This is a genomic window from Actinoplanes sp. NPDC048796 (assembly GCF_040650035.1).
In the GTDB taxonomy this organism is placed as follows: domain Bacteria; phylum Actinomycetota; class Actinomycetes; order Mycobacteriales; family Micromonosporaceae; genus Actinoplanes.
In genome coordinates this window covers 547,378-574,330 of sequence record NZ_JBEZGO010000001.1, presented here as the reverse complement: position 1 = coordinate 574,330, position 26,953 = coordinate 547,378, and the positions used below count along the sequence as shown (strand labels likewise).

The window sequence follows — 26,953 nt, the reverse complement described above, 5'->3', positions numbered from 1 at the left end:
TCAGCCTGCTCCTAGGACGTCGAGCAGTGAGGTGGCGGGGTCCAGCGCCGAGACTGTGCTGGCCGCTGTCACGAATAGCAGCAGACAAGCGGTCAGGGCCATGGTGACACCGAGTGTACGGTGCATGAATCGGACGCGCGTGGCGCTCGGTTCCCTGGCGATACGCCGCCTCCAGAAATGGGCGCTCACCAGTCCGGTCGCCACCATCAGCGTGGCAGAAACCGCAGCCATGACCCAGTGATATCGCGCGACCTCGCCGAGCAGTAGCGTCAGCGCGCCGGAACCGGCATGCGGACTGGTCGAGGCGGTCAGCCCTTCGCGCATCTCACTCAACACCGGCGCGAGCTTTCCCTCAGAGGTCCTACCGGATAACAGCGGCAGCAACGCGACCAACGGTACGGCCGTCGCCTGGATGTTCACCATCAGCACTCCCGTGGCGAGAACCGTCAACACCGTTACGGCCGTGGCAACCGCCGCGTATCCGGGCCGGCCTCGCACGTATCTCCGCCACAGCGCGGTGGCGAGCAGCGCGAGGACGACGACCAGCAATGCGCTGATCGCCACCTTGATCACATGCCATTCGAACCAGTAGTCGACCAGGGTCGCCAGGCGGGCGGGCAACGCCGCGGTTCCGCTTCGCCAGTACTCGACGAGAGCACGCCCGAGGGCGTCCTGCAGATTCGCCTCACTGTCGTAAGCCCCGAAAGTCGGCCTGAGAAAGGCGGCGGGGGCGAGCACGAAGGCCGCCACCAAAGCTATGCCGAATGCCAGCAGAAACCCGATCGCGGACCCCGAATGCAGCCGAACCTTTTTGCCGTCGGAACCTGGTACCGGTTCGGTTTTTATCGGTCGTAAAAGCATAGGACGACGGTAAAGACCGGCCTCGCACAGCGCGATGGCACAAGAGATAGTGCGGCCGGGTGAGTTTGCGTTACCCCTGAGGTAGAGCTAGCTCTACCTCAGGTCGAGGACCCGGCGGCGTGCCCGGCTGTTCGCGGTGTGGACCGAACGTCATGTGGCGGCTTTCCGGTGAGGCCGCCGAGATTCGGGCGGGACGCCCCGCCGGACCTAACGTCTGAGGCTGCGCGTGAGACGGTAGACGCAAAAGACTGCGCCGGCGGTGAGAGCCAGGAAGGCCAGGATCGGCGCAAGGCCGAACGGGACCTCATCGGGATCGAAGATCGGTCCTAGGAGGAAGAACAGGGCGCAGGCCCCCAGCATCAGCGTGACCGGCACCAGCACCAGCAGGAGGGCGATCAGGCCCACGATCCGGGCCGTCCTTCGGGTCGTCCTCCGCGCCGGCTGCCCGGCGGCTGGCGGGGTCGGCTGCGCGGGGCGGAGGCGGGCGGCAGCCGCCTGGATCTCGCCGAGGGTGGCGTCCAGCCATCGGTCTCCCACGATGAACGGGGTTCCATACTGGGCGGTTACCGCCTGGTACTGCACGCGCTGCAGCGGGTTCATCAGGCGCAGGGCGGCCGCCGGATCGGCCGGGACGATCAGGAGAACGGGCCGGCGGCGGGGTCCCACCGTCTCGGTGAGCCGGGCGATGTGGGGCCAGGTCAGGCGCATGTTGGGCAGCCGGATGCCCTTGTCGTCGACGGTGAGGACCGGGATCCGCAGAACGGTGCTCAAAATGAGCGGCAGGGCGAGGACAAGCGCGACCAGGCCGGAGCCGTCGGTGGCGATGGTGCCGACGGTGTTGTCGCCGTGGACGAGGATCAGGCCGAGGACGGCCGCGAGGGCGAAGCCGGCGAGTGAACCGAGGTAGGGGGTGTCGGGGCGGAACCGGACCTTGAGAGGCACCGCGGGAGCCTATGTTGTTGATCTACATAGGCTGAGACCGGGCGGTCCATGGCTTCGAGGGGCGAGATTTCGAGGTGTGGGCAACCTGTTCACCCCGACGAAGGTTTCTCGGTGCTCCTGGCCCGGATCACGTCCAGCATCAGGTCGAGGTGGCCGCGGTGCTGGGCGGTCTCGCGGATCATCTGGGTCCACAGCCAGCGCAGGCTGACCGGTGCCTTGCCGAACGACGGCAGCGCGGCCCGCGTGTCCAGGTCGTCGATGCGGGCGACGGCGGCTCGGCTGCGGGCGCAGGCCTCGGTGTAGAGCGTGCGGAGCTCGTCCACCGAGTCGTCCGCCGCCGAGCTCCAAGCCCACTGTTCGCCGGGTGGGGCGGACGCCCACGGTTCCGGGTAGGGCTCGCCGAGCAGCTTGTGCGTGAACCACAGGTCTTCCATGTGGGCGAGGTGCTTGACGATCCCGCCGATGGTCATGGTGGTCGCCGGGAGCAGGCGGGCCGCCGCGTCGGCCTCGGTCAGGCCGTCGAGGGCGGCCAGCGTCCACTCGCGGTGCTGGTCGAGGAACTGGGCCAGTGTGTCTCGCTCGTTCATGGCGTGGTTGATCGTCGACACCGGAACAGCCCCACCCGTACGGGCAGGGCTGTTTCGGTGTCGATGGATCAGAAGACCGAGACGCCGTAGACGCTCAGGGGCTCGGTGACCGGCTGGAAGTACGTGGTGCCGCCGGAGGAGCAGTTGCCGCTGCCGCCCGAGGTCAGGCCGAGCGCGGTGGTGCCGGAGTACAGCGGGCCGCCGCTGTCGCCCGGCTCGGCGCAGACGGTGGTGCGGATCAGGCCGGAGACCGAACCCTCGGCGTAGTTGACCGTGCTGTTCAGCGCGGTGACCCGGCCGGAGCGGGTGCCGGTGGTGGAGCCGCGGCGGTAGACGGTCGCGCCGACGGCCGGGGTGCCGGCCGAGGTGATGTCCTGCGAGCCGACGCCACCGGTCTTGGTGATGGTCGTGTTCGTGTAGCGGACGATGCCGTAGTCGTTGCCCGGGAAGCTCGTGCCGGACCGGGTGCCCAGGGTGGTCGAGCCGTTGGTCCAGGTCGAGCCGATGTTGGTGCAGTGGCCGGCGGTCAGGAAGTAGTTCGTGCCGGCGCTGTTGCGCACGTTGAAGCCGAGCGAGCAGCGGCCGCCGCCGGCGTAGATCGCGTCGCCGCCGGAGATCTTGACGGAGATCGTGCCGGGTGCCGACTCGATGCGGGCGCGGTCGCCGAGCTTGGCCACGGTGGCCTGGACGGCGGCGAGCTTGGCGCCGGTGACCGTGCTGTCGACGGACACGACGACCTGGTTGCTGACCGGGTCGATGGCGAACGCGGTGCCGGGGGTCTTGAGTTCGGCCTTCAGGGCGTTGTCGGCGGCGGCCAGGCTGGCGCCGCTGCGGGCGACGAAGCGGGGCGTGGCCCCGGCGGCGGTGACCGAACGGGCGGTGGCCGCGTCGGTGACGTTCACGACCACCTTGCCGGCGTCGTCGATGTACGACCCGGCGATGCTGGCGCCGAACTGGGCGTCGAGCTTGCCGGCGAGCGCCGAGGGCGCGAACGAGGGGTCGGCGCCGGGCGCGGCCGCCGCGGATGACGCGGGCGAGAAGGCCATGAGCGTGGAGCCGACGAGCACAGATGCCGCCAGGCCGACGATCGGTCGGCGCAGCTTCCGGTTGAGCACGGTTCCTCCCGGGGGATGGGGATGACGCCTGATGCGGCGTACCGGGCTCAGTATTGGCAGACGTCGATGCATCCTTCAAGATGCGGGCATTTCTCCCCAACCCCCGGCAGATCCGCTGTGACCTGGGGAAATGAGCTCACATACCGCCGATCGTATTACCGAACCGGGATGACAAGATTTATGTTTATCAATGCTTTTAGCGCTTGGTGCAGGCCGGAGCCGATGTGGCGATGCGGTTGCTCGAGTACGCGACGGCCACGGTGAAGCAGTAGTTCAGGTTCTCGTTCAGGCCGTACACCACGTAATCGCCGCTGCCGGCGGGCAGCTGCTGGAAGGGTTTCGGATCCTGCCCGGCGCGACCGCCGGAAACCAGAATCGGGCCTTCGGCGTCTTGCGGGTACGTCCACTGGAGCACCACGCTGTCGCGGTTGTCCCGCAGGCGCACGTTCTGCGGCGCGCCCGGATCGGCCTTGGCCGCCGGTGGCTTGGACGTGGCCGGCGCCTTACTGGTCGCCTGGGCCGACGGCGCCGCCGCAGTGGTGGCCGGCGGGGGCGGCGGGCCGGTGGCGCCGTCGGCGTCCGGCAGGGTCAACGCGACCACGGCGACGGCGGCGGCGATGCCCGCGACCAGCACCGCGGCCAGGATGAAGGGCTGGCGGCGGCGCGGGGCGGGCGGCTGCTCGGTACGGACCGGCAGGCGGCGCTCGGTGTTGGGCGGCGGCTCGTACGTGCTCGCCGGGGCCGAGCCGACCGGCTGCGGGCGCCCGTCCGGGCCGTAGTCGGGCGCGCGCTGGCCCGGCATCGGCGGCGGCGTGTCGGCTCGCGCGTGCCGGCCGGTCAGGTCACCCGGCGCCTGATGCACGTCGGACAGGTACAGCGGCTGCTGATAGACGGTGCCGTTCGGGTCGGTGGCCCGGTTGTCGGCCGGCTCCTCGGGCGGGAAACCCTCGCTCGGGTCGGGCACGGTCGGACGCCGGGGAAACGGCAGATGGCGTACGCCCGGAGTCTCCACCGTGGTGACGCCCGCCTCCTGGGCCTTGCAGGCGTGCTTCGGCGAGGCCGGCGCCGCCGCCAGCGCCGCCACCTGGCGGACCAGCGGATGATCGGCCGGCAGGTAACGGGCGCAGAGCTCCTGCGCCTTGGCCAGGTGATCGCGGGATTCGGCGTCGCGGCCGCAGTCGCGTTCCATCGCGCCCAGCCGGGCCAGCATCTTGATGCCGGCCGGAGCGGCGTCACCGTACAGGCGGCTGTGCCGGCGCCAGGCCGCGGAGAGCCGGCCGCGGGCGGCGCCGCAGTGGCCGGCGGCGTGCTCGGCGGTGGCCAGATCGGCCTCGGCGGCCAGCACGCGGGGCGTGTCCGGGCCGTCGATCTCGGTCAGGTCGCCGACCAGCCGGCGGTAGACCCGGGCCGCGTGCCCGAACTGGCCGATGCGCTGGAGGACGGCCGCGTGGGTGGCCGCGGCGGCGACCGTACGCTCGTCGTGCGGCCCGTGCAGGCGCTCCTCGGCCGCGTGCGCGAACTCGGCCCACACGCGCGCGCTCTGCACGTCGCCGAGCGCGATCAGGATGCGGGCGTGCAGCGCGGCCGCGAGCGCGAGGTCGGGACTGGCCTGGCGAGGGTCGGCGGCGGCCGGGTCGAGCACATTGGCCAGGACCCGCTGAGCGCCCACGAGATCGCCGGCCGACGTCAACGTCTGGGCGCGGTGGGTGAGCTCGGCTAGCGGAGGAGCGGCCATATATCTCATAGTGCTCGCGTGAATACCGTAGGTACAAGTCAGCAGGCGCGAACACCCAGTCCGATCTGCGCTGGCCAGGCAGGATAGAAATCAGATATGTCCGTCGAAGAGATCGCCATCGTCAAGCGCGAGTTGCTCATCCGCCATCTGGAGGCGTGGGCGCCCGCGGCGCTGCACCGGGCCCGGCGGGTGGTCTACGCGCACGGCTACGCCGACGCGGACGGCGGCCTGGCGGCCTCGGCGGCGGCTCGGGTGCTGGCCGATCAAGCCGATTATGTACGGGGTCGCGAGCTGTCCATGGTGGCCACGGGCGCCGAGGTGCCGGCGCTGGACGCCTTCCCGGTACACGCGATCTCCGGCCCGACGGACACGATGTTGCCGGTGGCGCTGACGGCGATCGGAGCTCAGCGCGTACCGCTGCTGGGTTTTCTGGATGGCGCCTCGGCCGGGGTGAGTCCCGCGCCGGCCACGGTCGCGGCGCTGACGGCCGGCCGGCCGGCCGAGTTCCTGCTGATCCTGCCGCCGGGCGCCGACCCCGGTCCCTATCGGGCCGGATGGCCGCTGGTCACGCGGGTGGAGCTTGCCGTCTCGGACGAGCCGGGCGAACTGCTGATCTACGGAACCACCCTGGGCAAGAGCCTCGAAGGGTTCAAGGAGACCCTGTGGGCGGTCGACGAGTTCGCCGGGGTGCGCTACCGCGACCCCGGCGACCCGGACCGGCACCTGATCGACATCTCGCTCACGCCGCACCCGGGTCCGCTTCGCCGCGAGCTGCTGGCGTTCCTGGAGCGGGGCCCGGCGACCGTGACGGAGTTGCGGACCTTCGCGCTCACCGAGACGGTCTACCGGGCGGCCGACGCCACCCGGGTGCTGCACTCGCTGGTGGACGCGGGAACGGTCTCCCGGTCACCCGAGCACGGCCGCCTCGGCGGAGACGTCGTGATCTCGCTTTAGGACCGGCTCTTGTCCTGCTTCCAGGACAGCGGGCCGGGCAGGTCGACGCGGTGCGCGCGGGTGCGCGAGTTCCACGACCAGCGGCCGATCTTGAAGCTCCACGAGGAGAAACCGTTCTCGGTGAAGTTCAGGATCAGCGGGCCGAACTTCTTGCGGCTCCGGAAGACGATGCCCATCGCTCTATGTCCCTTCGTGGGGGTGTCGGGGATGGGCCGACGATTCCCGATTCGCCGAATCGGCAAACTTGGCTGTCTAACGGGGCTGCCACGCGTCCGGGCGTGTCGTGAGCTTGCGGACGTGGGCCGGCATCCGGCCGCTGAGCACCTCGGCCAGGCTGACCTCGTCGAGCACCTCGCGGATGGCGGCGCGCACGGCGATCCAGAGGTTGGGCAGGTTTTCGGCCGCGCCCGTGTACTGAGTCTCCTCAGGACGGAGACCGCGCACGCCGGCGAGCGGCCCATCGACGGCCCTGATGATCTGGCCGATCATCACATCGCGTGGGGGTTGTGACAGTGTGTAGCCACCCTCGGCGCCTCGCTGGGCCCGGACCACACCGGCGCGGCGCAGGTCGGCCAGCACCGCCTCGAGGAACTTGCGGGGCATTTCCTGGTCTTGGGCGATGGCTTGGGCGGACATCAGCGCCGGGTAGGCCCGCGCCAAACTGAGGGCGGCCCGGACCGCGTAGTCGCCGCGCGCGGAGATCTGCACATACCCATAATGCCTCGTCGGCGCCAGCGACTCACACATACCCCACGGATATATGGGGATTACCCTCTGTCAGGTGGCCGTCGCTGTGCGGGAATGGCTTGCCGGGGTCCGTGCGCGGCGTCCGCACGAAACTGTCCCGGGCTCATGCCGACCTCTCGATGGAAGAAGCGGCCGAAGTTCGTCGGCTCGGCGAACCCCAGGTGACGGCCCACCTCGGCCACGGAGAGCGAGGTGCAGGCGAGCAGCCGGCGCGCCTCCAGGGCGACCCGGTCGTCGACGACCTGCTTGGCCGTGCGGCCGGTCATCGACAGACAGGCCCGGGTGAGGGTACGCACCGAGCAGTTCAGTTCGTCGGCGTAGTCCTCGACCCGGCGGCTGTGCGGATGACCGGACTCGAGCATCGACCGGAAGCGCGTGTAGGTACGGCTCTCCGGCCCGGCGTTGTCGGCCCCGGCCAGCAGGGCGATCCGCAGCAGCAGGACGCGGAGCTGGTGGCGCAGCAACTCGCCGGCCAGCGGGCCCCGGCGGTGCCGGTCGCAGTCGACCGCGAGCTGCGCGAACTCGCTGATCACGGCGTCCTCGTCCTCGCCGCGCAGCTGCCAGCGCCCGACCGCGGGCTCCTCGTCGCCGGCCAGATGGGGCTCGAAGGTGATCGCCGACGCGGTCAGGCCGTTGCGGCCCACCCGCAGCGCCTGGCCCGGCCGGATCCAGAGCAGCGTGCCCGGCCGGCAGGAGTGCGCGAAGAAGTCGACCTCGACCGCGCCGTGGCCGGCCGTCGCCAGCAGCAGCACGTGGAAAGGAAGCCGCTCGGGCGCCCCCGAGCCGGTGGCGTCGAGCGCGCAGGTGCCGACGCCCGCCCAGCCGGGCGGGCGGAAACTGGTCGCGGTGTCACGCGAGGCTGCAAGGGACATCGCGCCGACGGTAACCGCCGATGACCAGCGACGCATCCCTGGTCCGGACGATGTTTCCGTGGTCGGGGAGTTATTCACCCGCAGGCACGGATATGTCCGTTTCTTGACTCGGATTCCGCTATTTGTCCGGTTGTTGATTTTGCGCTCGTAAAAGAGCGACCCGCACGGACCGGCAGTGTCCGTGCGGGTCGCTTCTTTGTATTTCTATCTACCGGCGAGAAGCCGGTTGACCGCCGCGTCGACGTCCAGGTGTTCCGATTCCCGCCCGCGCGGCACCACCACATAGGTGCGCCGGAGGAATCGGACCAGGACGCTGCGAGGCACTTCGAACAGCGCGTTGCCGTCGGGTGACGACAGCGCCAGGGCGACGAAATCCCCCCGGGGCGTGGCCCACGGCCACACCCGGACGTCGCCGATGCCCGCGGGCTCATCGAGCCCGGTCACGAGCAGTTCCCGCGCAAAGGACCAGCTCACGGCTTCCCCACCGGCTGATTCTGCGTGGAACAACACGTGGACCGCATACGGGTCGGCTGGGTCGTAACGCAGACTGGCGCGCACGGGCAGTGCCGTGGCGTCAGGCGCTACGAGCCGCAGCGAGGTCTCGACCTCGACGGTCGTTGGACGAATGGTACTCATGGACGAACTCCCCCCGGCACCGCTGCGAGGCTGGTGAACCCCGCGTTTCCCATACTCAGGTGATCCCTGTCGTTACGCTCCGCCATACGCTGATCTCACCCAGTAGTGGGAAGACGGTTCCGAAAACCCTTTGGTACAAGACGAAAAGCGATATCTTGTCCTGTTCTGCCCAAGTACTCGGTTCCGCCCGGCGTCGGGTGGTCCAGCAGTTGACTTACTCCGGTAACGTCCATTCCTCCCGGGTAGTGACGGGGACCCGGAACACTGGGGGATGAAATGACTACGAAACCCGACGAAGATCAGTCCCCACTCGGTGTGCTGGACAAGATCCGCGCGAACCCGACAGGCCGGCTGGCCCTCAAGATCTCAGTAGCCACACTCGGCGCCATCGTCGTCGCCGTGGGCATCGTCCTGATCCCCTTCCCCGGCCCCGGCTGGGCGATCGTGATCCTCGGCCTGGCCATCTGGGCCATCGAGTTCGCGTGGGCCAGGAAGCTGCTCGAGTTCACGAAGAGGCACGTACAGGGCTGGACCCACTGGATAGCCCGCCAGTCCTGGCCCATCAAAATCATCGTGGGCCTGGTCAGCTGCGCCTTCGTGTGCGCCATCGTCTACATCTCGGTCCGCCTCAGCCTCGGCATCGACCTGATCGACGAGGGACGCAAACTGCTGACGTGACCCCTGATTCGCCCCCACGGGCCGGCGTCTAGTAGAGTCTGACTCCGTTGAGGGCGATTAGCTCAGCGGGAGAGCGCTCCGTTCACACCGGAGAGGTCACTGGTTCGATCCCAGTATCGCCCACATATTTCCGCAGGTCAGGCGGATACCGCCGACCGGATCGTAGATGGCTCCCGAAGTTTGGGAGCTTTTCTGCTCTTGGGGCAAGGAGCGCGGCGTTACGTTGAGCGCCCAGGCCTAGTCCCCTGATCGTGTTTCCACCGCCCGGTGGCCTGCTGAGCTGCGGCTGGAGGCTCTTCTACCGGTCGGCCGGCGGAGCAAACTCCGCGGTGACCTCGTGCCGTGTGGCCCGGAAACGTCACCAGCCGCGCCATGTGCGGTGGGTATGCCGCAGGTCGTGGAAGTGCTTGCGATGGGGCTGTCGGTCAGCGCCGTCGTTGGGCGGCTACTCCCTGCGGTCCGCCACCGGTCCGGATCGGCCCGGGTTGGCGAAAGGTGGCGCGGCGCTGGTGTTGCCGGTCCGAAGTCCGTCGACGATGAGCGTGACCATGCGACGGCCGTGGTCGGGTTCCTCGGTCGGCAGGGGCGTGCACAGTTTGGCGACCGCGTAGAGCAGGTCCTGTGGGCTGACTTCGGGGCGGATCTCCCCGGCGGCGACCGCGGTGTCGAGCAGGGATCCCAGGGCCGGCGCCAGCTTTTCCATCAGGTAGGCGGAGAGGCCGTCGTACGCGGGGTCGCCCGAGTGCAGCGCCGCGGCGAATCCGCGTTTGGTCGCGACGAACTCGGTGAGCCGGTCGAGCCATCGGGCGAGCGCGGTTGCCGGCGTGTGCTCGGCGGCCAGCGCCGGGCCGGCGTCGGCGCAGGCGTCGATCTCGCGCTCGATCACCGCTTTGATCAGGTGGGAGCGCTGGGGGAAGTGCCGGTAGAGCGTGCCGACTCCGACGCCGGCCAGGTCGGTGATCTCCTTCGCCGGCGCGTCCACCCCCGACGTCATGAAGACCGCTTTCGCGGCCTCGAGCAGCGACTCGAGGTTGCGCTGGGCGTCGGTTCGCTTCCGGCGCGTACCCATGCTCGCCCTTGAACCGGTGGTCTCCGGCACCGTCGCCTCCCTTGCTGTTCCGGAAAAGCTTTCCGTATAATTCCGGAAAGGCTTTCCGTTTCAGTCACCGTACCCCGAGGAGACGATCATGCGTTACCGCACCCTGGGCCGGACCGGCATCAAAGTCAGCCCGTACGGGCTCGGCGCGCTGATGTTCGCCACGCGGGTGGGCAACCCGGACCCGGAGGATTCGATCCGGGTGATCCACAAGGCGCTGGACGCGGGGATCAACCTCATCGACACTTCCGACGCCTATGGAGACTCGGAGGAAGTCGTGGGCAGCTGGACCCGGACACGGACATCGAGGAGACCCTCTCCGCGCTCACCGACCTGATCCGCGCCGGCAAGGTGCGGGCGATCGGATCGTCCAACACGCCGGCCGTCGACATCGCCGACGCCCACTGGCTTTCCGAGAGGCGTGGGCTGGAACGCTTCCGCACCGAGCAGCTGCCTTACTCGATCCTCAACCGCGGCGCCGAGAACGACGTGCTGCCGGCCGCGCAGCGCTACGGCCTCGGCACGCTGGTGTGGGGCCCGCTCGGGCAGGGCATGCTCACCGGCCGCGTCCGCAAGGGCCGGCCGAACGACCTGAGCCGCGCTCGCTACTTCAAACACCTCAACGACGAACGCCGCGTCGACGTCGTCGAACAGCTCGTCCCGCTCGCCGGCGAGGCCGGCCTGCCGCTGGCCCACCTCGCCATGGCCTTCACCATCGCGCACCCGGGCGTGACCAGCACGCTGCTCGGCGCACGCACCGTGGAACAGCTCGACGACCTGCTCAACGGCCTCGGCGTAGCGCTCACCGACGACATCCTGGAAAGGATCGACGCGATCGTCCCGCCCGGCACCGACGTCACCCGCCTCGACCAGGCCTACGTACCCCCGGCCGTGCTCGACCCGAACCTGCGCCGCCGGGCCGCCGGCGAACGCGGCGCCGCCTGAACGTCAGCGGGTGGGAGTGGGAGTTTTTCGTTCCAGCAGTACCACTACGAGGAGTTTGGTGGGGAAGCGCTGGACCGTCCGGTAGGACTGGTTGATGCGTTGGCGTTTGCCCGGGTTCATGTCTTGCAGGGGGTCGGTGGGGCTGTCCATCCGGACCACCCAGATGCGGGGTGGGTTGCCCAGGCAGGCGGCGTTGGGGCACTCGGTGGCCAGGAACTTGCCGTCGCGGCGCTGGGGGGTGCGGGCCAGCACGTCGGGCGGGCGTGGGGCCGGCAGGTAGCGCTCGTAGATGTCGCGGGCCGCCCACGGGATGCTCGGGTGGGTGTCGGGGAAGACCACGACGTCGCCCGGGCGGTAGCGGGGGCCGATGACCGCCGCGATGTTCTCCGAGTCCTGGCCGTGGCCGTCGACCAGGCGCAGGCTGACGTAGCTGGGCCAGGAGAGCAGGACGGCCAGGCCGATCGCGAGGAAGGCCTGGGTACGCCCGAAACGCACGGCGGCCGTGGCGGCGAGCAGGGCGATGGCCGGGAGCGAGAACAGCGCGTACCGGGGAACCCAGATCGGAATCACCGCACCCGCGCTCAGCATGAGCGTGGTCGGGATCAGGGCCGTGGCGGCGATGCTGACCAGGGCCGGCTCGGGGCGCAGGCCGACCAGCGCGAGCACCAGCAGGAGGCCGCCGACCGCGGCCGATCCGAACAGCGAGCTGGGGAACGCCTGCAAGCCGGACAGGCCGACCAGCCCGATCCAGGAGACCTGGGCCGTCTGGCCGGAGGCCCACCAGGCCAGCAGCAGCGCCGGTAGGGCGCCCACGACGGCGGCCGCCAGCCAGCGCAGGGTCGTCGGCCAGCCGTCCGTCTTTTTCGCGCACTGCAACCACACCACCGCGACCGCGTGCGCCGCGAGCAGGAACAAGCCGCTCAACGGGTGCAGCGCCCCGGCCAGGCCGGTGACCGCCGCGTAGGTGGCCAGGCGGCCGGCGGAGGGCCGCTCGACGAGCCGGATCAGGCATAGGACGGCGATCGCGGCCAGAAGCATCACGATGGCGTACGGCCGTGCCTCCTGCGCGTACCGGGAGGTGGTCGGCGTGACCACGAACAGCAGTGCCGCCACGCTGCCCGCCAGCGGGCCGGCGACCCGTCGGCCGATCGCCGTGATCACCACGGCGGTCAGGACGAAGGCCAGCAGACCGGGCAGGCGCAACGCCGCGGTCGAGGTGCCCGCGACGGCGGTGTAGACCTTCATGACGGCGTAGTACGGCGCCAGCACCGCGTCCACCGTTCCGGACAGTTGCCACAACTGGGACCACGAGACGCGCACCGCGCCCCAGGTGGCGAGCTCGTCGGCCCACAGCGCCGGGGTCGTCAGGTGCCAGACGCCGAACGTCACCGTGGCCAGCAGGGGCGCGACCCAGGCGGTGACCGACAGCCACCGGCCGGAGGCCGGGGACGGTGCCCGTCGGGACCGGACCGGCGTGGACGTGTCCCCGGTCACGGGGGTGCGCTGCTGGGGTACCAGAGCGCCCGATTTGTGCGTGGGTGCGGCGCTGGCGGTGATCGGTGACGCTCCAGGGCAGAAGGTCCGGGGGCTTTGCATCATAGAGCGCGAGCGATCGCGGTCGACACCGCTGAGTCGAAATCGTGGTGAACGGCGGAGCGTGTTAGATCTGTCACTCCCTATGGGGCCGCACCGTCCACATTGATCACCTACGCTGCACCGCGAGCCGGGCCATCGATCATCATGCGCCGGGCTGACTGCTGGGGCGGTCGAACTCTGTCGAGACACGGGGAGTAATTCGTGCGCAGACGCGCGCAGGTGTGGGGAGGCGGCCTGCTGACAGCAGCGTTGGCCGCTGGTCTTCTCGGGGGCGGTTCGGCGCTGGCCGTGGCCGGAGCCGAGGAGGTCGCCGATGGGGCACTGCCCTTCGTAGCAAAGATCAATTTCGGTGATCAGAGCGGCTGCGGCGGAGCGCTGGTCGCCCCGCAGTGGATCATCACCGCCAAGGACTGCTTCGCTGTCGGTGATGCGGCGGTTACCGCCGGTGCGCCGGCGAAGCCGGCCACGGTCCTGGTCGGGCGGGCCGACGTCACGACGACGACGGCCGGTAAGCGGCTCGCGGTGACGGCGCTCGTTCCGCACCCGGATCGCAATCTGGTACTGGCCGAGCTGTCGGCCACGGTCAGCGGTATCGCGCCGGTGTCGTTCAGCGCCGACGCGCCCCAGGAAGGCGAGACGCTGCGGATCGCCGGCTACGGCCGGACGAGCACCGAGTGGGTGCCGACCCGTATGCACGCCGGTGACTTCGCGGTCGGCGCGGTGTCGGCCGGCCGGTTCGAGCTCAGCGCCGCCTCGGCGGGCGCCACCCTGTGCAAGGGCGACGCCGGTGCTCCGGCGTTCCGGGAGACCGCCTCCGGCCCGAAGCTCGTCGGCATCAGCGTCGAGTCGGGTCAGAAGGGCTGCCTGGGCGAGCCGGACACCCGGACGGGCGAGGCGGCCGGTGCGCGCACCGACGACCTGGCCGACTGGATCCGGACCAGCACGGCCGTCACCCCGAACGGCCTGCGCGAGACCGTGACCGGCGAGTTCACCCGGGACGGGATCCAGGACCTGGCCGGCATCGACGCCGCCGGCGTCCTCTGGCTGTACCCCGGAACGGCCACTCCGGGCGTGTGGGCCGCCAAGGTCAAGATCGCCACCGGCTGGGCGAGCGTGCGTGAGCTCGAGACCGGCCGGATCAACCGCGACGCGTACGACGACCTGACCGGTATCAACGGCACGAACAACACCCAGGTGTACTGGCCCGGCACGGCCGCGGGTGGCTCGTTCGGCAGCAGCGTCCAGATCGGCGCCGGCTGGACCACCGACCTGCGGGACATCGCGATCGGCAAGGTCGACGGGGACGCGTACGACGACCTGCTGGTCGTGAAGACCTCCACTCAGCAGCTGTTCCTTTACCGGGGCACCGCGGCCGGCGGCTCCTTCGCCGGCGGTGTGCAGTACGGATTGGGCTGGGGCAACCTGAAAGACCTGCAGGTCGGCAAGTTCAACAACGACGCGTACGACGACCTGGTGACCGTTCAGTCGACCACCGGCAAGCTGTTCATCTACGCCGGCAAGCCGGACGGCTCGCAGTTCGAGCCCGGCGCCGACACCGGCTCGGGGACGGGCTGGAACACCGCGACCTCTCTCACCAAGGCCAAGATCGACCGTACGGGTCTGGACGGCCTGGTCGAGGTCGATTCCGCCGGAAAGTCGTGGCTGCACACGCGTACCGCCGAGGCCGGATGGAACAACCGCGTCGCGGCGCCCGGAAAGGTCAGCGCGCCGCAGCCCGGCGAGCTGTCGAACATCGTGACCGGCAAGTTCAACCGCGACAACTACACCGACCTGCTCGGCATCGACGCCGCCGGTGTCGCCTGGATGCACCCCGGCACCTCCGCGAACACGTTCGGTTCCCGCGTGCAGATCGCCACCGGCTGGGGCAGCCTGCGGGAACTCGCGGTCGGCCGGATCAACCGCGACTCCTACGACGACCTGTTGGCCATCAACGGCACGACCAACGCCCAGGTCTACTTCCCCGGCACGGCGGCGGGTGGCTCGTTCGGCACCAGCGTCCAGATCGGCGCCGGCTGGACCACCGACCTGCGTGACGTGGCCGTCGGCAAGGTCGACCGCGACGCGTACGACGACCTGCTGGTCGTGAAGAGCTCCACCCAGCAGCTGGTCCTGTACCGGGGAACGGCCGCCGGCGGGGCCTTCGCGGCCGGTGTGCAGTACGGCACCGGCTGGGGCGGCCTGAAGGAACTCCAGGTCGCCAAGTTCGACACCGACGACTACGACGACCTGCAGACCGTGGAGTCCACCACCGGCAAGATGCGGATCTACGCCGGCAAGGCCGACGGATCCCAGTTCGTGCCCGCCGTGGACACCGGCTCGGGCAGCGGCTGGCTGACCCGGTCCAACCTCGTTCCGGTCACCTTCGGCAGCGAGACCCGGGCCGGGCTGCTCGCCAAGGACAACGCCGGCAACCTGCTCCTTTACCCCAACCGGGTCCGCTTCGGCGTCGACTGGGCCGACCCGATCGTCTTCGGCCCTCGTGACTGATTCACCGGCGTCGAATCGCTCGATCGTGGCCCATGTGCAGAAACAAAGGGGAACTTCAATGTCGGCACCGATACGTCATCGGCGGGTAGCGGCCGTGCTCGCCGCCACCGCGCTCCTGGTCGGCGGCCTGGTCGCCCTCACCAGCGGCGCCGCCAGCGCCAAGGACGAGAACGTCGCCTCCGCCCCGCTGGTGGAGGACTTCAGCTACCCGGACGGCAGCGCGGACCCGGGCATCACCCTCACCCGGGGTGACGGCAACCTGGTCAAGGTCGAATGCGTCCTGGGCGAGACCCAGATCAAGGCGGTCTCGCTCGACGACCGGGGCATCAAGAACGATTACTGCTTCCAGCTCCGCGGCGACCACGGATTCGTGGAAATGGTCCTGGTCGGCGCCTTCCAGGTGTGGGCCGACGACACGCACGAGGTCGTCGCCCACTACACCGTGGAGGGCGAGTCCGAGACGACGACGGTCCAGCCCAACGACCTGGAAGGCATCGGCATCGGCGAGAGCCGGGACGCCGCGACGCTTCTGGAGCTGCGGATATGACCGGCCGCATCTCATTCCGTACGGCCGCTGCCTCCATGTCAGCCGTGTTGGTGGCCGGCACCCTGGTGGCGGGTGGCCTCACCCAGCCGGCGATCGCGGCCGAGCCCCAGCTCACCGACCGGGAGCGCGTTCTGCAGGTGCTTCTGGCGGCCAACGGCGGAGTCTCGCCGACCGCCGCCGACCGGATCGGCGACCTCGACGAGGATCTGGTGGCCAAGGTCAGCCCGGCTGACGCTCTCGGCACCGCCTCCAACGTCAGCCGGGCCGCGGGCGCGGCCCTGGCCGGCTCCGACAGCGACGTCAGCGCGTTCCTGAGCAAGGGATATGCCGAGGCTCTGGCACAGGACGAACGGCTGCGGACGGTACGGCTCGTGTCGACCGGCGGGCCGGCCACCCACCTGGCCGCGCAGACCGCGCTGAACGGAAGCGACGCCGACGTACACACCTTCCTGACGACCGGCTGGCAGACGCCGGACCAGGTCGACAACGAGGTGGCGGTCACTCAGCTGCTGACGTCGGCCACCGGCCCGGCCGTGAAGGCCGCGGCCCGGGCCGCCATCGACGGCACCCCCGAGGCCAGGAAGGAGTTCCTGGCCACGGGCTTCGTCGCGGCGCGGGCCACCGACCGCGAGGTCCGGGTCACCCAGCTGATGAGCTCCGGCGGGCCGATCGTCCGCGAAGCGGCGCGAACGGCGCTGCAGGGCGGCCCGGAGGACATCGAGGACTTCCTCGTCGTCGGCTACGAGATCGCCCAGGCCCGGGACGAGGAGGTCGCCACCCTCAGCACCCTGGTCGACCAGGCGACGGCGGCGAACCAGACCGCGGCCGAGGAGACCTTCGCCGCGAAACGCGCGGCGGCCCAGGCCAAGGCGCAGGCGCAGGCGGCCAAGCAGGCGGCCAAGCGCGCGGCCGACGAGACCGCGGCCGCCAAGGACTCGATGCAGAAGGCCAACGCCGCGGCGGCCCGAGCGGCCGAGGCGGCACGTGAGGCGGCGGCCGCCGCGCAGAAGGCGACCAGGGCCGCCCGGGCCGCGGTCGCGGCCGCGAAGACCGCCGCCACCGCGGCGGCCCGCGCGTCCCAGGCCGCCGTCCGGGCCAGCCAGGCGTCGATCAAGGCGCGCCAGGCGGCCCGGGACGCGGCCCACGACAAGACGAAGGCCGCGGCCGCGGCCGCCTCGGCCAAGGACGCGCTGGAGATCGCCCGGGCCTCGGACGACGCGTCTCTGCTGGCCGACCAGGCCGCGCTCGCCGCGGAGGACGCGAGTGACGCCGCGGATGCCGCGACCTCCGCCGCCGGCAACGCCGCCGAGGCCGGGGCGGCGGCGAACACCGCCAGCAAGAACGCCAACGTGAGCAAGAAGGAATCGGCCAAGGCCAAGCGCGCGGCCGCGCAGGCCTCCCGGCAGGCAGCCGAGGCGGACCGGGCGGCCAAGGCGGCCACCGCGCTGGCCCGGCGGGCCGCCGCGGCGGCGAAGCTGGCCGGCAAGTACGCCCGGGACGCCGCCACCCACGCCCGGCGGTCGGCCGAGGCGGCCGACACCGCGGCGGCGCACGCCGGCGAGGCGACCGACCTGGCCAAGAGCGCCGACGAGAACGCCGCCCGCGCTCAGGAGGCGGCCACCATCGCGGCTCAGGCTGCGACGACCGCCGACGAGGTGGACGCCGCCGCCCGCAGTGCCGAGGCGGAGCAGCTCACCGCCCGTACGGCGCAGGCCAAGATGGAGGCGCTGGCGGCGCAGGACGCCGAACTGGACCAGCTCGACGAGCTTCCGGCGTTGACGGCCGTGAACCTTCCGGTGCGCGAGCGCTGGAACGCGGCCACGGTCCAGTTGCTGGCCGAGGCGCGGCAGGCCACGGACACGGCGACGATCGTGAGCAAGACCCGGCAGGCGGCACTGCAGCTGCTCACCACCGACGGTGCTTGGGTGCAGACCGCCGCGGGCGACGCCCTGGTCGGGAGCGAGGACGACGTGGTGGCGTTCCTCCGGACCGACCTCGACTCCGCCGCCGACGAGGACGACCGCGACCAGCTGTTCGACCTGAGCGTCACGGGCGAGCCGCAGGCGCTGGCCGACGCGGCGAAGGCGAAGCTCGACGCCACGCCGAGCGAGGTGCAGGCGTTCCTGCGCACTCGCGTCTATCCCGGCAAGGCCGACTACCAGCGGGCGCAGATCACCGCGATCATGAACGCGGGCGGCGCGGCCTCCAAGGCGGCCGGCACCACGGCGCTCAACGGCAGCGACCAGGACCGGGAGAAGTTCCTGCTCACCGGTCAGGACTACGCGGCGGAGCAGGACGCCGTCGTCGCCACGACGCAGGTTCTGTCGGCGGCTCCGAAGGGATCCGAGGTACGCGCGGCCGCGCAGGCCGCACTGAGCGGGCCGATCAGCTACATCCGCCGGTTCCTCGACGTGGACCAGTACTACGCGCAACGCCGTGACGACAACACCGTGGTTCACCTGGCCCGGGTCGACAGCCTGCTCAACGAGGCGCATCAGGCCGCGTCGACCGCTCAGCGGAGTGCCGACCTGGCCGCCCAGTACGCCTACCTGGCGCACGGGTCGGCGGACGAGGCGCAGGACGCCGCCGACCGGGCCGACGCCTCGGCCACCAAGGCGGCGACCTACGCGACGAACGCGCGCAACGCCGCCATCCGGGCCAACAACTCGGCGACCAAGGCGTCGAACTCGGCCAACCAGGCCAACAACGCCGCGGCGACCGCCCGCAAGGCGGAGAAGTCGGCGATCCGGTCGGCCAAGAACGCACAGGCGGCCGCCAACCGCGCGTCCGCCGCGGCCAAGAGCGCGTCGGCCGCCGCGGCCGCCGCGCGCAAGTCGGCCATCGCCGCCGGCCAGAGCAAGGCTCAGGCGGCGATCGCGGCGCGGGAGACCATGGATGCCTACCGGGAGCAGCGGCGCAAGGATTCCGAGTCGCTGAACCCCTGCGAGAACCCGCCGGGATTCACCACGTACTGCACGTTCCTGGACTTCATGGTGGACGAGATGATCGCGAACGCGAACAGCGAGTTCGTCCGTGACATCCGCAAGGCGATGGCCAGGTGCGGTTCGAACGGAAGCGTCCTGTGTACGTCGGAGCCGGTGACGAAGTACGCGCTGCGGACGCGCCCGGGCGGCCCCTGGGACCACAAGTCCCAGCTCCGGATGATGGTGAACTGGCCGATCGATCCCCGGCTGTGTGAATGCCGATCGGACATTCCGAAGACGTCGTACGAGCTCTACTACGACGTCTGGTCCAACATCCACTTCGGATACGTGGGCACCGAGGCGGGTATCGGCCGTACCTATCTGCAGCTCCCGAACGTCATTCCGAGCAACCCGCTGACCGGGCAGACCGACATCGGGGACAAGGCCACGGTGCGGATGGGTATCGATCTGTCGAACATGTATTCCTCGCACAACAGATTGAGCAGCTACAACCTGCACATGTTGGTGATGATGAACATCCGTGAGCTGCAAATGAAGGACAAGGCCTACCTGAAGTAGCGGAACTGAACGGCCGCCGCGGGTCTCTTCCGAGGCCCGCGGCGACCGTGGGATCGGATCAGGCGCCGGCGGCCTCGCGACTGCTCGCCGCGGCCGCGCCACTGCTCGCCGCGGCCGCGCCACTGCTCGCCTCGGCCGCGGCGGCGGACAGGGCGGCCTCGGTGATGGCGAAGGCGAAACCGAGCGCCTCGGTGATCGCGGCGGCCGCCTTGAGGACGCGCGGGGCGCCGACGATGGGCGCGATGGCGACCAGGACGTCCTGGACGTCGTCGATCTTCACACCGGACTCCACCGCCGGGCCGATGTGCAGAAGGTAGGACGCCGACGGAGCGTCGACGGCGGCCAGGGCGGCGATCCGGGCCAGCAGAACCGTGCCCGGGGCGAGTTCGGTGCGGGCGAGCGCGACCGCGTTGATGTCGATCAGGGCTTCAAGGACTGGTGCTTCTCCGGTGGCCATCGACGTTCCCTTCCGCGAGTTCAGCGGCGGTGGTCGGATCCGATCGCCGCAGCGAGAAGTCTGTCGAGCCAACCGGCAAACCTCATCCTCCCGCCGGGATGAGGTGAGCCTTCCAGCCCTGGTCGGCGTTCGAGTCCGGGTTCGGCCGGGTGTCAGGTCTGGATCGAGGGGTGGTACTCCTCGGCGGTCAGGCCGAACGTCCAGGCGACGCCCTCCCGGGCGGAGTTGGTCTCCGGGGGAACCCGAAGCCAGTAGACGCGGCTGGTGCCGTCGGGCTCGGGAGTGGAGTTGACCACCTCGACCATGACGAGGGGTTCGTCGCCTGGCAGGTCGAGGCGCCACAGGGTGCCGGTCTCGTCGGAGCCGAGGTTGCGGGCGCCGGCCTCGCGCAGGTAGCGCTCGTAGCCGAAGTGTTCGAGCATGACCCGGCGGAGCTCGGCGTTCTCCTCCTGCTGGATGCGGGCCACGGTCAGGGTGGGCAGCTCGGCCACCAGCTCCGGCGGGATCGGCATGCCGCGCCAGGCCCAGAGGCCGTAGCCGTCGGGGAACTCCATGGCCGGGCCCTCGCCGCGATGCAGCCGGCCGACGTTGTCGCGGGTCAGCCGCGTGGGACGCTCGGTCAGGATGGCGAACCGCTCGGTCGCCCACCACCAGCCGGCATGCTGGGCCACCGCGGCCAGGCCGGACAGCGGCGCCAGGAGACCGGCCTCGGGCGCCAGCCGGTCGGCCGCCTCGAAGGTGGCCAGCCAGGTGCCGTCGTGCTGCCCGTAGATCGCGTCGAGAACAGCGCTCCGCAAGGTCCGGCCGGCGGCGCCGGGAAAGTCGGCGGCGAGGTCTTCGCTCAGCCGCAGGCGCAGCCGGCTCGCCACCAGATCCATGACCAGCGGCCACGACCGGCGCCCGGCGGCCGCGCTGAGTTGCGCCCACCCGTCACCGCCCAGAGCATCGACAGCGGCCTGCCGCGCCGCCGCCCACGGCTCCGTACGCACCCGGCGACGCAGCGACGCCCCGGCCACTCCACCCAGGCGCACCGGCGCCCCGTCCATTTCGCCGGGGTGAGGCGGCGCCCCGTCCATTTCGCCGGGGTGAGGCGGCGCCCCGTTCACTTCGCCGGGGTGAGGCGGCGACGACCCGGCCGAATCGCCGGGTTCCCAACCCTGCCGGCGCAACTCCGCGCAGACCTCAGCGAACCACTCGGGCGCCGCGCTGCCCCACACGGCGCCAAGCGAGGAGGGATGAGAGGCGATGGCGGCGGGAGCGGATGACGCCGAGGGAGACGGAGGTGCGGTGACGCTCGCCGAGAAAAGGTCGGGCGAGGAAGAGGTGGGCGACGGAGAAGCGGGTGAGGAGGAGGTGGGCGAGGGAGAAGCAGGTGAGGAGGAGGTGGGCGAGGGAGAAGCGGGTGAGGAGGAGGTTGGCGAGAAAGAAGCGTGTGAGGAGGCTGCGGGAGAAGGGGCCGAGGAGGAGGCGGCCGGCGGAGAAGCGGGTGAAGAAGAGGTGGGCGAGGGAGAAGCAGCCGGGGGAGAGGCGGAGGAGGGAGAAGGCGAAGTGGCGTCGTCACGCCAAGGGAAAGCGGGCGCGGCGCTGGGCTGCAAGGCGCCGGTGAGGAGGGCGAAAGCGGCCGCGCCGGCTCGGGGGGAGCCGAGCCAGAAGATGCGTTCGGGTGGGGTGGCGCCGGCCAGGCGGTAGGCCTCTCGGACGCCGGACTCGGCGGCGGCGCGGGTGGCGGGGCCGGTGGCGACGGCGGCGGCCAGCCACTGGTCCTCGATGGCGGCGGACATGGCTTCCTGGGCGGGGGTCAGCTGCATCGTCGGCCCCTCAGTCCGCGACCGGGCGGAAGGCGCCGGGAATGTACTCCCGCTGGCGGACCACCCGGTAGTGGCCGGCCGGCAGGGAGATGGGGCCGTGCTCCTCGTGGCTCACCCGGCCGTGGGTGGGCACGTCGATGAACATGCGCTCGAGGTCGTCGACGTCGGCCAGCAGCTGCAGGCCGGGGCCGCCCACCACGTGGGCGTGGCCGGTGGCCTCGCCCCGGGCCAGGACCATGCGGCCGCGGCGGTCGCGGGGGACGGGCGCGCAGACGGGCACCTCGCCCTCGGCCACTGGAATGATCAGCACATCGCCCTGCCTGTACATCGGATTCCTCCCCGCTCGCCGACCTCGGATGGACGCACGCTATCGGGTGGGTACGACACTTTCGGGCGTCGCCGGCCAGGCGTGTGGAATGCGTTCGAGAAGGCCCTCGGCGTACACGTCGCGCAGTCGCAGGGGCTCGAGGTGCACGTAGCCGATGTGGCAGTCGCACAGCGCGTTGGTGCAGGCGCGGGGCCGCAGGCCGGCGCGCCACGAGCCGTCGTAGAGGTTGCCGATCGGCGCTGGTATGAAGTGGCAACGGCGTACCGTGCCGTCGCCCAGCACCGAGATGGCGTCCTCGCCGGCCCGGCACGGCCGGCCCAGTGACGCGTGCGGGCGGACGCTGTCGCCGAAGCGGGGATCCAGGGCCGTCCAGCGGCTTTCCTCGGCGGCCGAGTACACGTGTCCCTCGGCCGCGTTGACCCACATGTACACGTGGGCGGGCAAGTCGGACCGCAGGGCGGCCGCCTCCTCGTAGTGGGAGGGCAGCCCGACCACGCCCACCGAGTAGCGCACCCCCAGCGCGTCCAGCTCCCGGCAGCGGGCGAGGAACCGGGACCGGGTCACCTGCCCCGGGTGGTAGGTCGCCCACAGCGCCGCCACGTCGGGGTTCGCCTCGGACAGCCACCCTGTCCGGGCCGCCAGGTTGGTCTGGATCGCCACCCGGGCCACGTGCGGCACGTGTGACAGGCGCACCATCGCGTCGCGGTACCAGGACCGGGTCAGCCCCTCGCCCCATGGCGTGAACAGCACCGACAGCCGCCGGTCGGTGGTCGCCGCGGCCCAGTCGGTGAACCGGAGCAGGTCGGCCTTGTCGGCGCGCAGCAGCGCGGGCGGGTCGACCCGCTTGGCGAACGGGCAGTACGGGCAGTCGTAGTTGCAGCTCGCGAGCGGCCCCCGGTAGAGCACGTAGAGGTCTCTCATCGCGTGACGTACGCCCCCATCGCCTCGCGGACCGTCCCCGAGACCAGCCACGGGCCGATGGCGTCGGAGTGCGCGAGCCCTTCCGCGGTCAGCGCCGAGCCCGCCAGCCAGCCCTTGTCGACGAGCACGGAGAGCTGCGGGAAGTCTTCGTCGTACGGCGTGCCGAACCGCTTGTGGTAGGCGGCGGCATCCACGCCTTCCGTACGCAGCAACGATTTCAGCAGCCACCGCCGTCGCTGCTCGGCCGCGTCGAGGCGGAAGCCGATCTCGGCGTACGCGAAATCGGACGCCGGCCGGCCCAGGTAGTCGTCGATCACCGCCCGTACCTCGGAGACCGAGACCGCGTAGTCGAACGAATAGTGCAGGTCCGATGTGTACGATCGGGCGCCGCACCCCAGCCCGATCGTGCCGTCGTCCTGGCAGCAGTAGTCCGGCCCGTCCGGCACCGGCGCGCCGGCGAGCCGGAACTGCCGCATCGAGTGCTGCTCGTATCCGGCCGCCGTCAGCACCTCGACCGCCTGCCGGTAGAGCGCGAGCCGCTCGGAATCCCAGTCGGCGCGCGCGTGGGCGCGCCGCCCGAGCCCGGTCAGTGGCCGCACGTACAGCGGATAAAGGTAAAGCTCCTCGGGCCGCCGCCGGATCGCCTCGTCGAGCGAGTGCTGCCAGGTCTGCGGCGTCTGCCCGTCGATGCCGTAGATCAGGTCGACGTTGAGCACCGGGACACCGGCCTCCCGGATCACGTCGAGCGCGCGGTCCACCTCGGCCTGCCGTTGCGGGCGCCCGGCCGCGCGGGCCTCGGACTCGAGGAAGCTCTGCACGCCCATGCTGACCCGGGTGGCGCCGTGCGCGGCGAGCATCGCGAGACGGTCCGGCGTGGCCGTGGCCGGCGACGTCTCGACCGACATGGGCACCGCGGCCGTGCCGAACACGCCGCCGACGATCGCGAACAGTTCCTCGAGCTCGCCCGCGGTCAGATAGGTCGGCGTTCCGCCGCCGATCGCGATCCGGGAGAAGGCCGCGCCGGGGGAGAGGCTGTCTTTGACGGCGGCGGCCTGGTGCCGCAGCTGTTCGAGGTACGCCGTCACCTGCTCCGCCGGCGGGTTGGCCCGCGTGAACAGGTTGCAGAAGCCGCAGCGCATCTCGCAGAACGGCAGATGCACGTACCCGAAGAGCGCGTCCTGAGGCTCGGCCGCCCACACCTCGCTCAGCGGCGGGCGCGGATCCAGTTTCCGATAGGCGGTCTTGTGCGGGTACGCGTACAGATAGCCCTGGTAGGGCGAATCGTCGAGGGTCATGAGGCGTCCAGAACAAAATCGGCGTACGGCACTGTCCACACGGCCTCGTGCGGAACCCGATGGCCGACGTGGCCGTCCTCGCCGTACAGGGTCCCGTGGTCGGCGCAGATGATCACCTGGCAGGGCCGTCCCCGGCTCGTGACCAGGGCGAACAGGCGCCCGAGCAGCCCGTCCACGTACTCCAGGGCGGCCGCCTGCGTCGCCGGCCCGTCCTCGGTGGCGCCGGGCACGTAATGCTTGTTGGGCTGGTGCAGGGCGGCGACGTTGACGAAGGTGAACAGCGGCCGCCCGGCCGGCAGACCTTCCACGATCGTGGCCAGCCGGTCGATCTGCGCGCCGAAGCAGTCGGGCTCGGTCACCCCGAAACCCCTTTCCCAGTACGCCTCGGCGAACAGCCCCGGCAGCACGCGCCCGAGCGGCGCCCCGGGGTTGAAGAAGCCGACCCCGCCCAGGCAGACCGTGTGGTAGCCGGCGGCGGCCAGGCCCGACGGCAGGTCGGCGGCGTCGAACACGAACGTGCCCGGCCCGCTGGTCTCGCTGCCGGCGAACCGGGCCGCGAACAGCCGCTCGTGCCGGCCCGGGGTCACCGGCGTCGGCAGGAACCCCGCGAAGAAGGCGTGGTGAGCCGCGTACGTGAAGGTGGCCGGGCTGTGCCGCCGCTCCCACACGCCGCCGGGCAGCACCCGGGCCAGCTCCGGAGTGCGCCCGCGGGCCAGGCACTCGGCGGCCACGTCGTACCGCAGCGTGTCCAGGGTGACGAAGAGCAGATCGTGACTGCCGATCAGGTCGCGCACGCCATCTCCTTGATCGCGGCCACCTGGGCCCCGTACGTGTCGAGACCGTCCACCAGCACGCCGGGCAGGAGATCGCCGAACGCGTTCACCTCGGCCACCGCGTGCTCCCGCCACCCGGCCCGGAACATCAGGTCGACACCGGCCTGCAGGCTGCCGGGGAAGCACTCGGCCACTCGGGCGCACGTGTGCATGGCGGCCTCCCACGCCCGCTCGCCGGCCGCCGCCCGCACCGCCGCGACGTCGCCGCGGGCGTTGCCGAGATGCAGGTTCGTCATCGGCGACCGGCTCGCCCGCACCACCACGTGCCGCGGCCGGCCGGCGATCACGACCACCCGCAGGTCGAGCACGCGGTCGTCCAGGGCGGCTTTCGGGAACCACCGCTCGACGTGCAGCCCGTCCGGCGCCAGGCGGTCGACGATCGACGCGATCACCGGCTCACCGTCGTACCGGCGTACCCGCAAGTTGTTGAAGAGCCGCCCACCGCTCAGCTCGGCCGAGGTGACCGCCGTGACCCGCCGCCCGGCCGCGGCCAGGGCCAGCACCCCGGACGCGGACGAACCGTAGGCCGGCTTGACGAAGACCCGGGGCCAGCCGGCCCGGGCCATGGCCGACCGCAGCGACGCGTAGTCGTGCACCGGCTCCAGAGCCGGCGGCACCGGGACACCCCGCGCCGTCAGCAGGGCGTGGCAGCGCGGTTTCGCCGTCATCGCCAGGATCTCGGCGGGGGAGTTGAGCAGCACACCACCGCCCGCCTCGACCCGGCCGAGGCCCACCCGCAGCCCCGCGAACGCGGCCGCCGCGCCGACGATCTCACCATGCTCGGCCGGCCCGGCCGGACGGCCGCCGCCCAGCTCCCGCAGCAGCGCGCCGACCTCCGCGTTCTCGCCCGGCGAGTCGATGCGCACGAGCGTGCCCGGACCGGGGACGCGCCCGTCCCGCAGCACGTCACGCCACGGGAAGACCTCCGGCGCGGGCAGGCCGGCCCGCTGGACGGCGGCGGCGAACAGGGCGACCCGGCGGTTCTCCGGGTTGCCGACGACGGCGAGCCGCATTACTCGGCGACCACCGTGTACCGGCCCCAGCGCGACTCGTCCTGACGGCCGGACGCGACGACCATGACGTCGGGCAACTCGTCGATCACGCGCTGGATCATCTCCTCGGACATGAAGTGGTGATGCAGGTCGAGCATCGTCAGGTGGGTGAGCGGCTGACCGGCCAGCAGAGCCTCGGCGCCCGCGTCACCGAGCACACCGAGCGACAGGTCGAGCCGAGTGAGCCGGGCGACCACCGGCGCGGCGGCCACGGCGGCGGCGAGCTCGTCGGCGATCTCGGCGTTGCACAGGCTCAGACGGGTCAGCGCCGGGAAGGCGCGCCCGCTCAGAATCGGCGCGAGGTCGTCGGGACGGGCGTCACCGCCGTAGTTGTCGACGCCCAGCCACAGCTCCAGATGGGTGAGGTTGGGGAAGTCGCAGGCCCCGACGGCCCGGACGATGGTGGCCGGCAGGCCGCCGGACTGGATGACGAGCTCGCGCAGACCCTCGTGGCGCAGCGGCTCCAGCTCGAGCCCCTGGGCGCCACGCACCCAGAAGCTCTCCAGAGCCGGGAGGGCCGCGAGCAACGGCGTCACGTCGGACTGGTTGATCCACGAGATCTCACACTGCTCGGAGCTCATCTCGCCCACGAACAGCGCCCGCAGCCCGCCCAGGCGCCCGGCGTTGCGAATCAGAAGGTCATAGGGGAATTTCGTCTCATACGCCGAACCCCACTCACCCACGATCAGCGCGGTCGGCCCCGCCGGCCCGCTGCGTTTCAGCACCCGCTCGAACGCGGCCTCGAACTCCGCGGGCGACGCCTCGAAGTCCTCCATGTCGATCCGCCAGGCCACCGCCGCCGGGTCGGCCGGATCCTTGTCGTCCTCGAGGTCGACGACGGGCAGCCCGAAAAAGGTCGTCAGGTGGTGGTTGATGGTCACGGGACTCCTTCGGCCGAGACGACTCCTGGCGGATCAGTGCCGAGAACCTAGCAAGC

General features: G+C 71.0%; 25 protein-coding genes, 1 tRNA gene and 1 pseudogene. 8 read left to right on the top strand and 19 right to left on the bottom strand.

Annotated features, from left to right (window positions below; genetic code table 11):
- From AB0C26_RS02715 to AB0C26_RS02695, 5 genes are all read right to left on the bottom strand, one after another.
- Positions 1–861 carry a hypothetical protein gene (locus tag AB0C26_RS02715; protein ID WP_360240406.1) on the bottom strand — a complete coding sequence of 287 codons (861 nt, stop codon included), beginning with the start codon at positions 859–861 and terminating at the stop codon, positions 1–3.
- Positions 862–1,068: 207 nt separating this feature from the next.
- A complete protein-coding gene (locus AB0C26_RS02710) occupies positions 1,069–1,803 on the bottom strand; it encodes a hypothetical protein (RefSeq protein ID WP_360240403.1) in 735 nt (244 codons plus the stop codon).
- Between the two features lie 89 nt (positions 1,804–1,892).
- Positions 1,893–2,390: a DinB family protein gene (locus AB0C26_RS02705; RefSeq protein WP_360240400.1), complete on the bottom strand. Its 498-nt coding sequence runs from the start codon at positions 2,388–2,390 to the stop codon at positions 1,893–1,895.
- Positions 2,391–2,458: 68 nt separating this feature from the next.
- Complete coding sequence (locus AB0C26_RS02700; protein ID WP_360240397.1) at positions 2,459–3,505, bottom strand: S1 family peptidase; 1,047 nt, start codon at positions 3,503–3,505, stop codon at positions 2,459–2,461.
- A 196-nt stretch (positions 3,506–3,701) separates the two neighbouring features.
- Positions 3,702–5,240, bottom strand: coding sequence for a fibronectin type III domain-containing protein (locus AB0C26_RS02695; protein ID WP_360240394.1), 1,539 nt, complete (start codon positions 5,238–5,240; stop codon positions 3,702–3,704).
- A 96-nt stretch (positions 5,241–5,336) separates the two neighbouring features.
- Between AB0C26_RS02695 and AB0C26_RS02690 the strand changes: the two genes are divergently transcribed.
- Positions 5,337–6,194 carry a hypothetical protein gene (locus AB0C26_RS02690; RefSeq protein WP_360240391.1) on the top strand — a complete coding sequence of 286 codons (858 nt, stop codon included), beginning with the start codon at positions 5,337–5,339 and terminating at the stop codon, positions 6,192–6,194.
- Here AB0C26_RS02690 and AB0C26_RS02685 read toward each other — a convergent pair.
- The 4 genes from AB0C26_RS02685 to AB0C26_RS02670 form a co-directional block, all read right to left on the bottom strand.
- A complete protein-coding gene (locus tag AB0C26_RS02685) occupies positions 6,191–6,370 on the bottom strand; it encodes a DUF4236 domain-containing protein (protein ID WP_097325190.1) in 180 nt (59 codons plus the stop codon). The genes AB0C26_RS02690 and AB0C26_RS02685 overlap by 4 nt on opposite strands.
- A 76-nt stretch (positions 6,371–6,446) precedes the next feature.
- The gene (locus AB0C26_RS02680; protein WP_097325192.1) at positions 6,447–6,902 is read right to left on the bottom strand and encodes an Rrf2 family transcriptional regulator; all 456 of its coding nucleotides are present in this window, start codon (positions 6,900–6,902) and stop codon (positions 6,447–6,449) included.
- Between the two features lie 59 nt (positions 6,903–6,961).
- Complete coding sequence (locus AB0C26_RS02675) at positions 6,962–7,813, bottom strand: helix-turn-helix transcriptional regulator (RefSeq protein WP_360240387.1); 852 nt, start codon at positions 7,811–7,813, stop codon at positions 6,962–6,964.
- Positions 7,814–8,017: 204 nt separating this feature from the next.
- The gene (locus AB0C26_RS02670; RefSeq protein WP_020514863.1) at positions 8,018–8,449 is read right to left on the bottom strand and encodes an SsgA family sporulation/cell division regulator; all 432 of its coding nucleotides are present in this window, start codon (positions 8,447–8,449) and stop codon (positions 8,018–8,020) included.
- Positions 8,450–8,725: 276 nt separating this feature from the next.
- On the opposite strand from AB0C26_RS02670, the gene AB0C26_RS02665 reads away from it, so the two are divergent.
- Together AB0C26_RS02665 and AB0C26_RS02660 are read left to right on the top strand one after the other, a co-directional pair.
- Positions 8,726–9,127 carry a TIGR02611 family protein gene (locus tag AB0C26_RS02665; RefSeq protein ID WP_360240384.1) on the top strand — a complete coding sequence of 134 codons (402 nt, stop codon included), beginning with the start codon at positions 8,726–8,728 and terminating at the stop codon, positions 9,125–9,127.
- A gap of 51 nt (positions 9,128–9,178) precedes the next feature.
- Positions 9,179–9,250: transfer RNA gene (locus AB0C26_RS02660), tRNA-Val, on the top strand.
- A gap of 322 nt (positions 9,251–9,572) precedes the next feature.
- Here the strand turns inward: AB0C26_RS02660 and AB0C26_RS02655 are convergent.
- The gene (locus AB0C26_RS02655; RefSeq protein ID WP_360240381.1) at positions 9,573–10,196 is read right to left on the bottom strand and encodes a TetR/AcrR family transcriptional regulator; all 624 of its coding nucleotides are present in this window, start codon (positions 10,194–10,196) and stop codon (positions 9,573–9,575) included.
- A 118-nt stretch (positions 10,197–10,314) separates the two neighbouring features.
- Between AB0C26_RS02655 and AB0C26_RS02650 the strand changes: the two are divergent.
- Positions 10,315–11,168: pseudogene (locus tag AB0C26_RS02650) on the top strand (aldo/keto reductase).
- 3 nt (positions 11,169–11,171) lie between these two features.
- Here AB0C26_RS02650 and AB0C26_RS02645 read toward each other — a convergent pair.
- On the bottom strand, positions 11,172–12,662 hold the full coding sequence (locus AB0C26_RS02645) for a glycosyltransferase family 39 protein (RefSeq protein WP_360240378.1): 1,491 nt from the start codon (positions 12,660–12,662) through the stop codon (positions 11,172–11,174).
- A gap of 303 nt (positions 12,663–12,965) precedes the next feature.
- On the opposite strand from AB0C26_RS02645, the gene AB0C26_RS02640 reads away from it, so the two are divergent.
- From AB0C26_RS02640 to AB0C26_RS02630, 3 genes are read left to right on the top strand one after another with little or no spacing between them, the layout of a single operon-like run.
- On the top strand, positions 12,966–15,272 hold the full coding sequence (locus tag AB0C26_RS02640; RefSeq protein WP_360240375.1) for a S1 family peptidase: 2,307 nt from the start codon (positions 12,966–12,968) through the stop codon (positions 15,270–15,272).
- Between the two features lie 58 nt (positions 15,273–15,330).
- Positions 15,331–15,819 carry a hypothetical protein gene (locus AB0C26_RS02635; RefSeq protein WP_360240372.1) on the top strand — a complete coding sequence of 163 codons (489 nt, stop codon included), beginning with the start codon at positions 15,331–15,333 and terminating at the stop codon, positions 15,817–15,819.
- Between the two features lie 35 nt (positions 15,820–15,854).
- Complete coding sequence (locus tag AB0C26_RS02630) at positions 15,855–19,322, top strand: polymorphic toxin type 44 domain-containing protein (RefSeq protein ID WP_360240369.1); 3,468 nt, start codon at positions 15,855–15,857, stop codon at positions 19,320–19,322.
- Positions 19,323–19,380: 58 nt separating this feature from the next.
- Here AB0C26_RS02630 and AB0C26_RS02625 read toward each other — a convergent pair whose 3' ends face one another.
- The gene (locus AB0C26_RS02625) at positions 19,381–19,779 is read right to left on the bottom strand and encodes a carboxymuconolactone decarboxylase family protein (protein ID WP_360240366.1); all 399 of its coding nucleotides are present in this window, start codon (positions 19,777–19,779) and stop codon (positions 19,381–19,383) included.
- A gap of 152 nt (positions 19,780–19,931) precedes the next feature.
- The gene (locus AB0C26_RS02620; RefSeq protein ID WP_360240363.1) at positions 19,932–20,810 is read right to left on the bottom strand and encodes a DUF6745 domain-containing protein; all 879 of its coding nucleotides are present in this window, start codon (positions 20,808–20,810) and stop codon (positions 19,932–19,934) included.
- Positions 20,811–21,121: 311 nt separating this feature from the next.
- Between AB0C26_RS02620 and AB0C26_RS02615 the strand changes: the two genes are divergently transcribed.
- The gene (locus tag AB0C26_RS02615; RefSeq protein WP_360240360.1) at positions 21,122–21,385 is read left to right on the top strand and encodes a hypothetical protein; all 264 of its coding nucleotides are present in this window, start codon (positions 21,122–21,124) and stop codon (positions 21,383–21,385) included.
- 212 nt (positions 21,386–21,597) lie between these two features.
- Here AB0C26_RS02615 and AB0C26_RS02610 read toward each other — a convergent pair whose 3' ends face one another.
- The 6 genes from AB0C26_RS02610 to AB0C26_RS02585 are packed head-to-tail and all read right to left on the bottom strand — an operon-like array spanning position 21,598 to position 26,897.
- Complete coding sequence (locus AB0C26_RS02610) at positions 21,598–21,897, bottom strand: hypothetical protein (protein ID WP_360240357.1); 300 nt, start codon at positions 21,895–21,897, stop codon at positions 21,598–21,600.
- A 57-nt stretch (positions 21,898–21,954) separates the two neighbouring features.
- Positions 21,955–22,836 (bottom strand): STM4011 family radical SAM protein, encoded by an 882-nt coding sequence (locus tag AB0C26_RS02605; protein WP_360240354.1) that lies wholly within the window; start codon positions 22,834–22,836, stop codon positions 21,955–21,957.
- Positions 22,833–24,131 carry an STM4012 family radical SAM protein gene (locus tag AB0C26_RS02600; protein WP_360240351.1) on the bottom strand — a complete coding sequence of 433 codons (1,299 nt, stop codon included), beginning with the start codon at positions 24,129–24,131 and terminating at the stop codon, positions 22,833–22,835. The genes AB0C26_RS02605 and AB0C26_RS02600 overlap by 4 nt, the downstream gene beginning before the upstream one ends.
- A complete protein-coding gene (locus AB0C26_RS02595; protein ID WP_360240348.1) occupies positions 24,128–24,925 on the bottom strand; it encodes an STM4013/SEN3800 family hydrolase in 798 nt (265 codons plus the stop codon). Before AB0C26_RS02595 ends, AB0C26_RS02600 begins: the two co-directional genes overlap by 4 nt.
- Positions 24,913–25,977, bottom strand: a complete 1,065-nt coding sequence (locus AB0C26_RS02590; protein WP_360240345.1) for an STM4014 family protein — start codon at positions 25,975–25,977, stop codon at positions 24,913–24,915. Before AB0C26_RS02590 ends, AB0C26_RS02595 begins: the two co-directional genes overlap by 13 nt.
- A complete protein-coding gene (locus AB0C26_RS02585) occupies positions 25,977–26,897 on the bottom strand; it encodes an STM4015 family protein (RefSeq protein ID WP_360240342.1) in 921 nt (306 codons plus the stop codon). Before AB0C26_RS02585 ends, AB0C26_RS02590 begins: the two co-directional genes overlap by 1 nt.
- Positions 26,898–26,953: the final 56 nt, after the last annotated feature.

Coding starts and splice junctions, on each gene's coding strand:
- AB0C26_RS02715 (WP_360240406.1), bottom strand. CDS start 861: ATGCTTTTACGACCGATAAAAACCGAACCGGTACCAGGTTCCGACGGC.
- AB0C26_RS02705 (WP_360240400.1), bottom strand. CDS start 2,390: ATGAACGAGCGAGACACACTGGCCCAGTTCCTCGACCAGCACCGCGAG.
- AB0C26_RS02695 (WP_360240394.1), bottom strand. CDS start 5,240: ATGGCCGCTCCTCCGCTAGCCGAGCTCACCCACCGCGCCCAGACGTTG.
- AB0C26_RS02690 (WP_360240391.1), top strand. CDS start 5,337: ATGTCCGTCGAAGAGATCGCCATCGTCAAGCGCGAGTTGCTCATCCGC.
- AB0C26_RS02685 (WP_097325190.1), bottom strand. CDS start 6,370: ATGGGCATCGTCTTCCGGAGCCGCAAGAAGTTCGGCCCGCTGATCCTG.
- AB0C26_RS02675 (WP_360240387.1), bottom strand. CDS start 7,813: ATGTCCCTTGCAGCCTCGCGTGACACCGCGACCAGTTTCCGCCCGCCC.
- AB0C26_RS02670 (WP_020514863.1), bottom strand. CDS start 8,449: ATGAGTACCATTCGTCCAACGACCGTCGAGGTCGAGACCTCGCTGCGG.
- AB0C26_RS02665 (WP_360240384.1), top strand. CDS start 8,726: ATGACTACGAAACCCGACGAAGATCAGTCCCCACTCGGTGTGCTGGAC.
- AB0C26_RS02655 (WP_360240381.1), bottom strand. CDS start 10,196: ATGGGTACGCGCCGGAAGCGAACCGACGCCCAGCGCAACCTCGAGTCG.
- AB0C26_RS02635 (WP_360240372.1), top strand. CDS start 15,331: ATGTCGGCACCGATACGTCATCGGCGGGTAGCGGCCGTGCTCGCCGCC.
- AB0C26_RS02630 (WP_360240369.1), top strand. CDS start 15,855: ATGTCAGCCGTGTTGGTGGCCGGCACCCTGGTGGCGGGTGGCCTCACC.
- AB0C26_RS02625 (WP_360240366.1), bottom strand. CDS start 19,779: ATGGCCACCGGAGAAGCACCAGTCCTTGAAGCCCTGATCGACATCAAC.
- AB0C26_RS02605 (WP_360240354.1), bottom strand. CDS start 22,836: ATGAGAGACCTCTACGTGCTCTACCGGGGGCCGCTCGCGAGCTGCAAC.
- AB0C26_RS02600 (WP_360240351.1), bottom strand. CDS start 24,131: ATGACCCTCGACGATTCGCCCTACCAGGGCTATCTGTACGCGTACCCG.
- AB0C26_RS02590 (WP_360240345.1), bottom strand. CDS start 25,977: ATGCGGCTCGCCGTCGTCGGCAACCCGGAGAACCGCCGGGTCGCCCTG.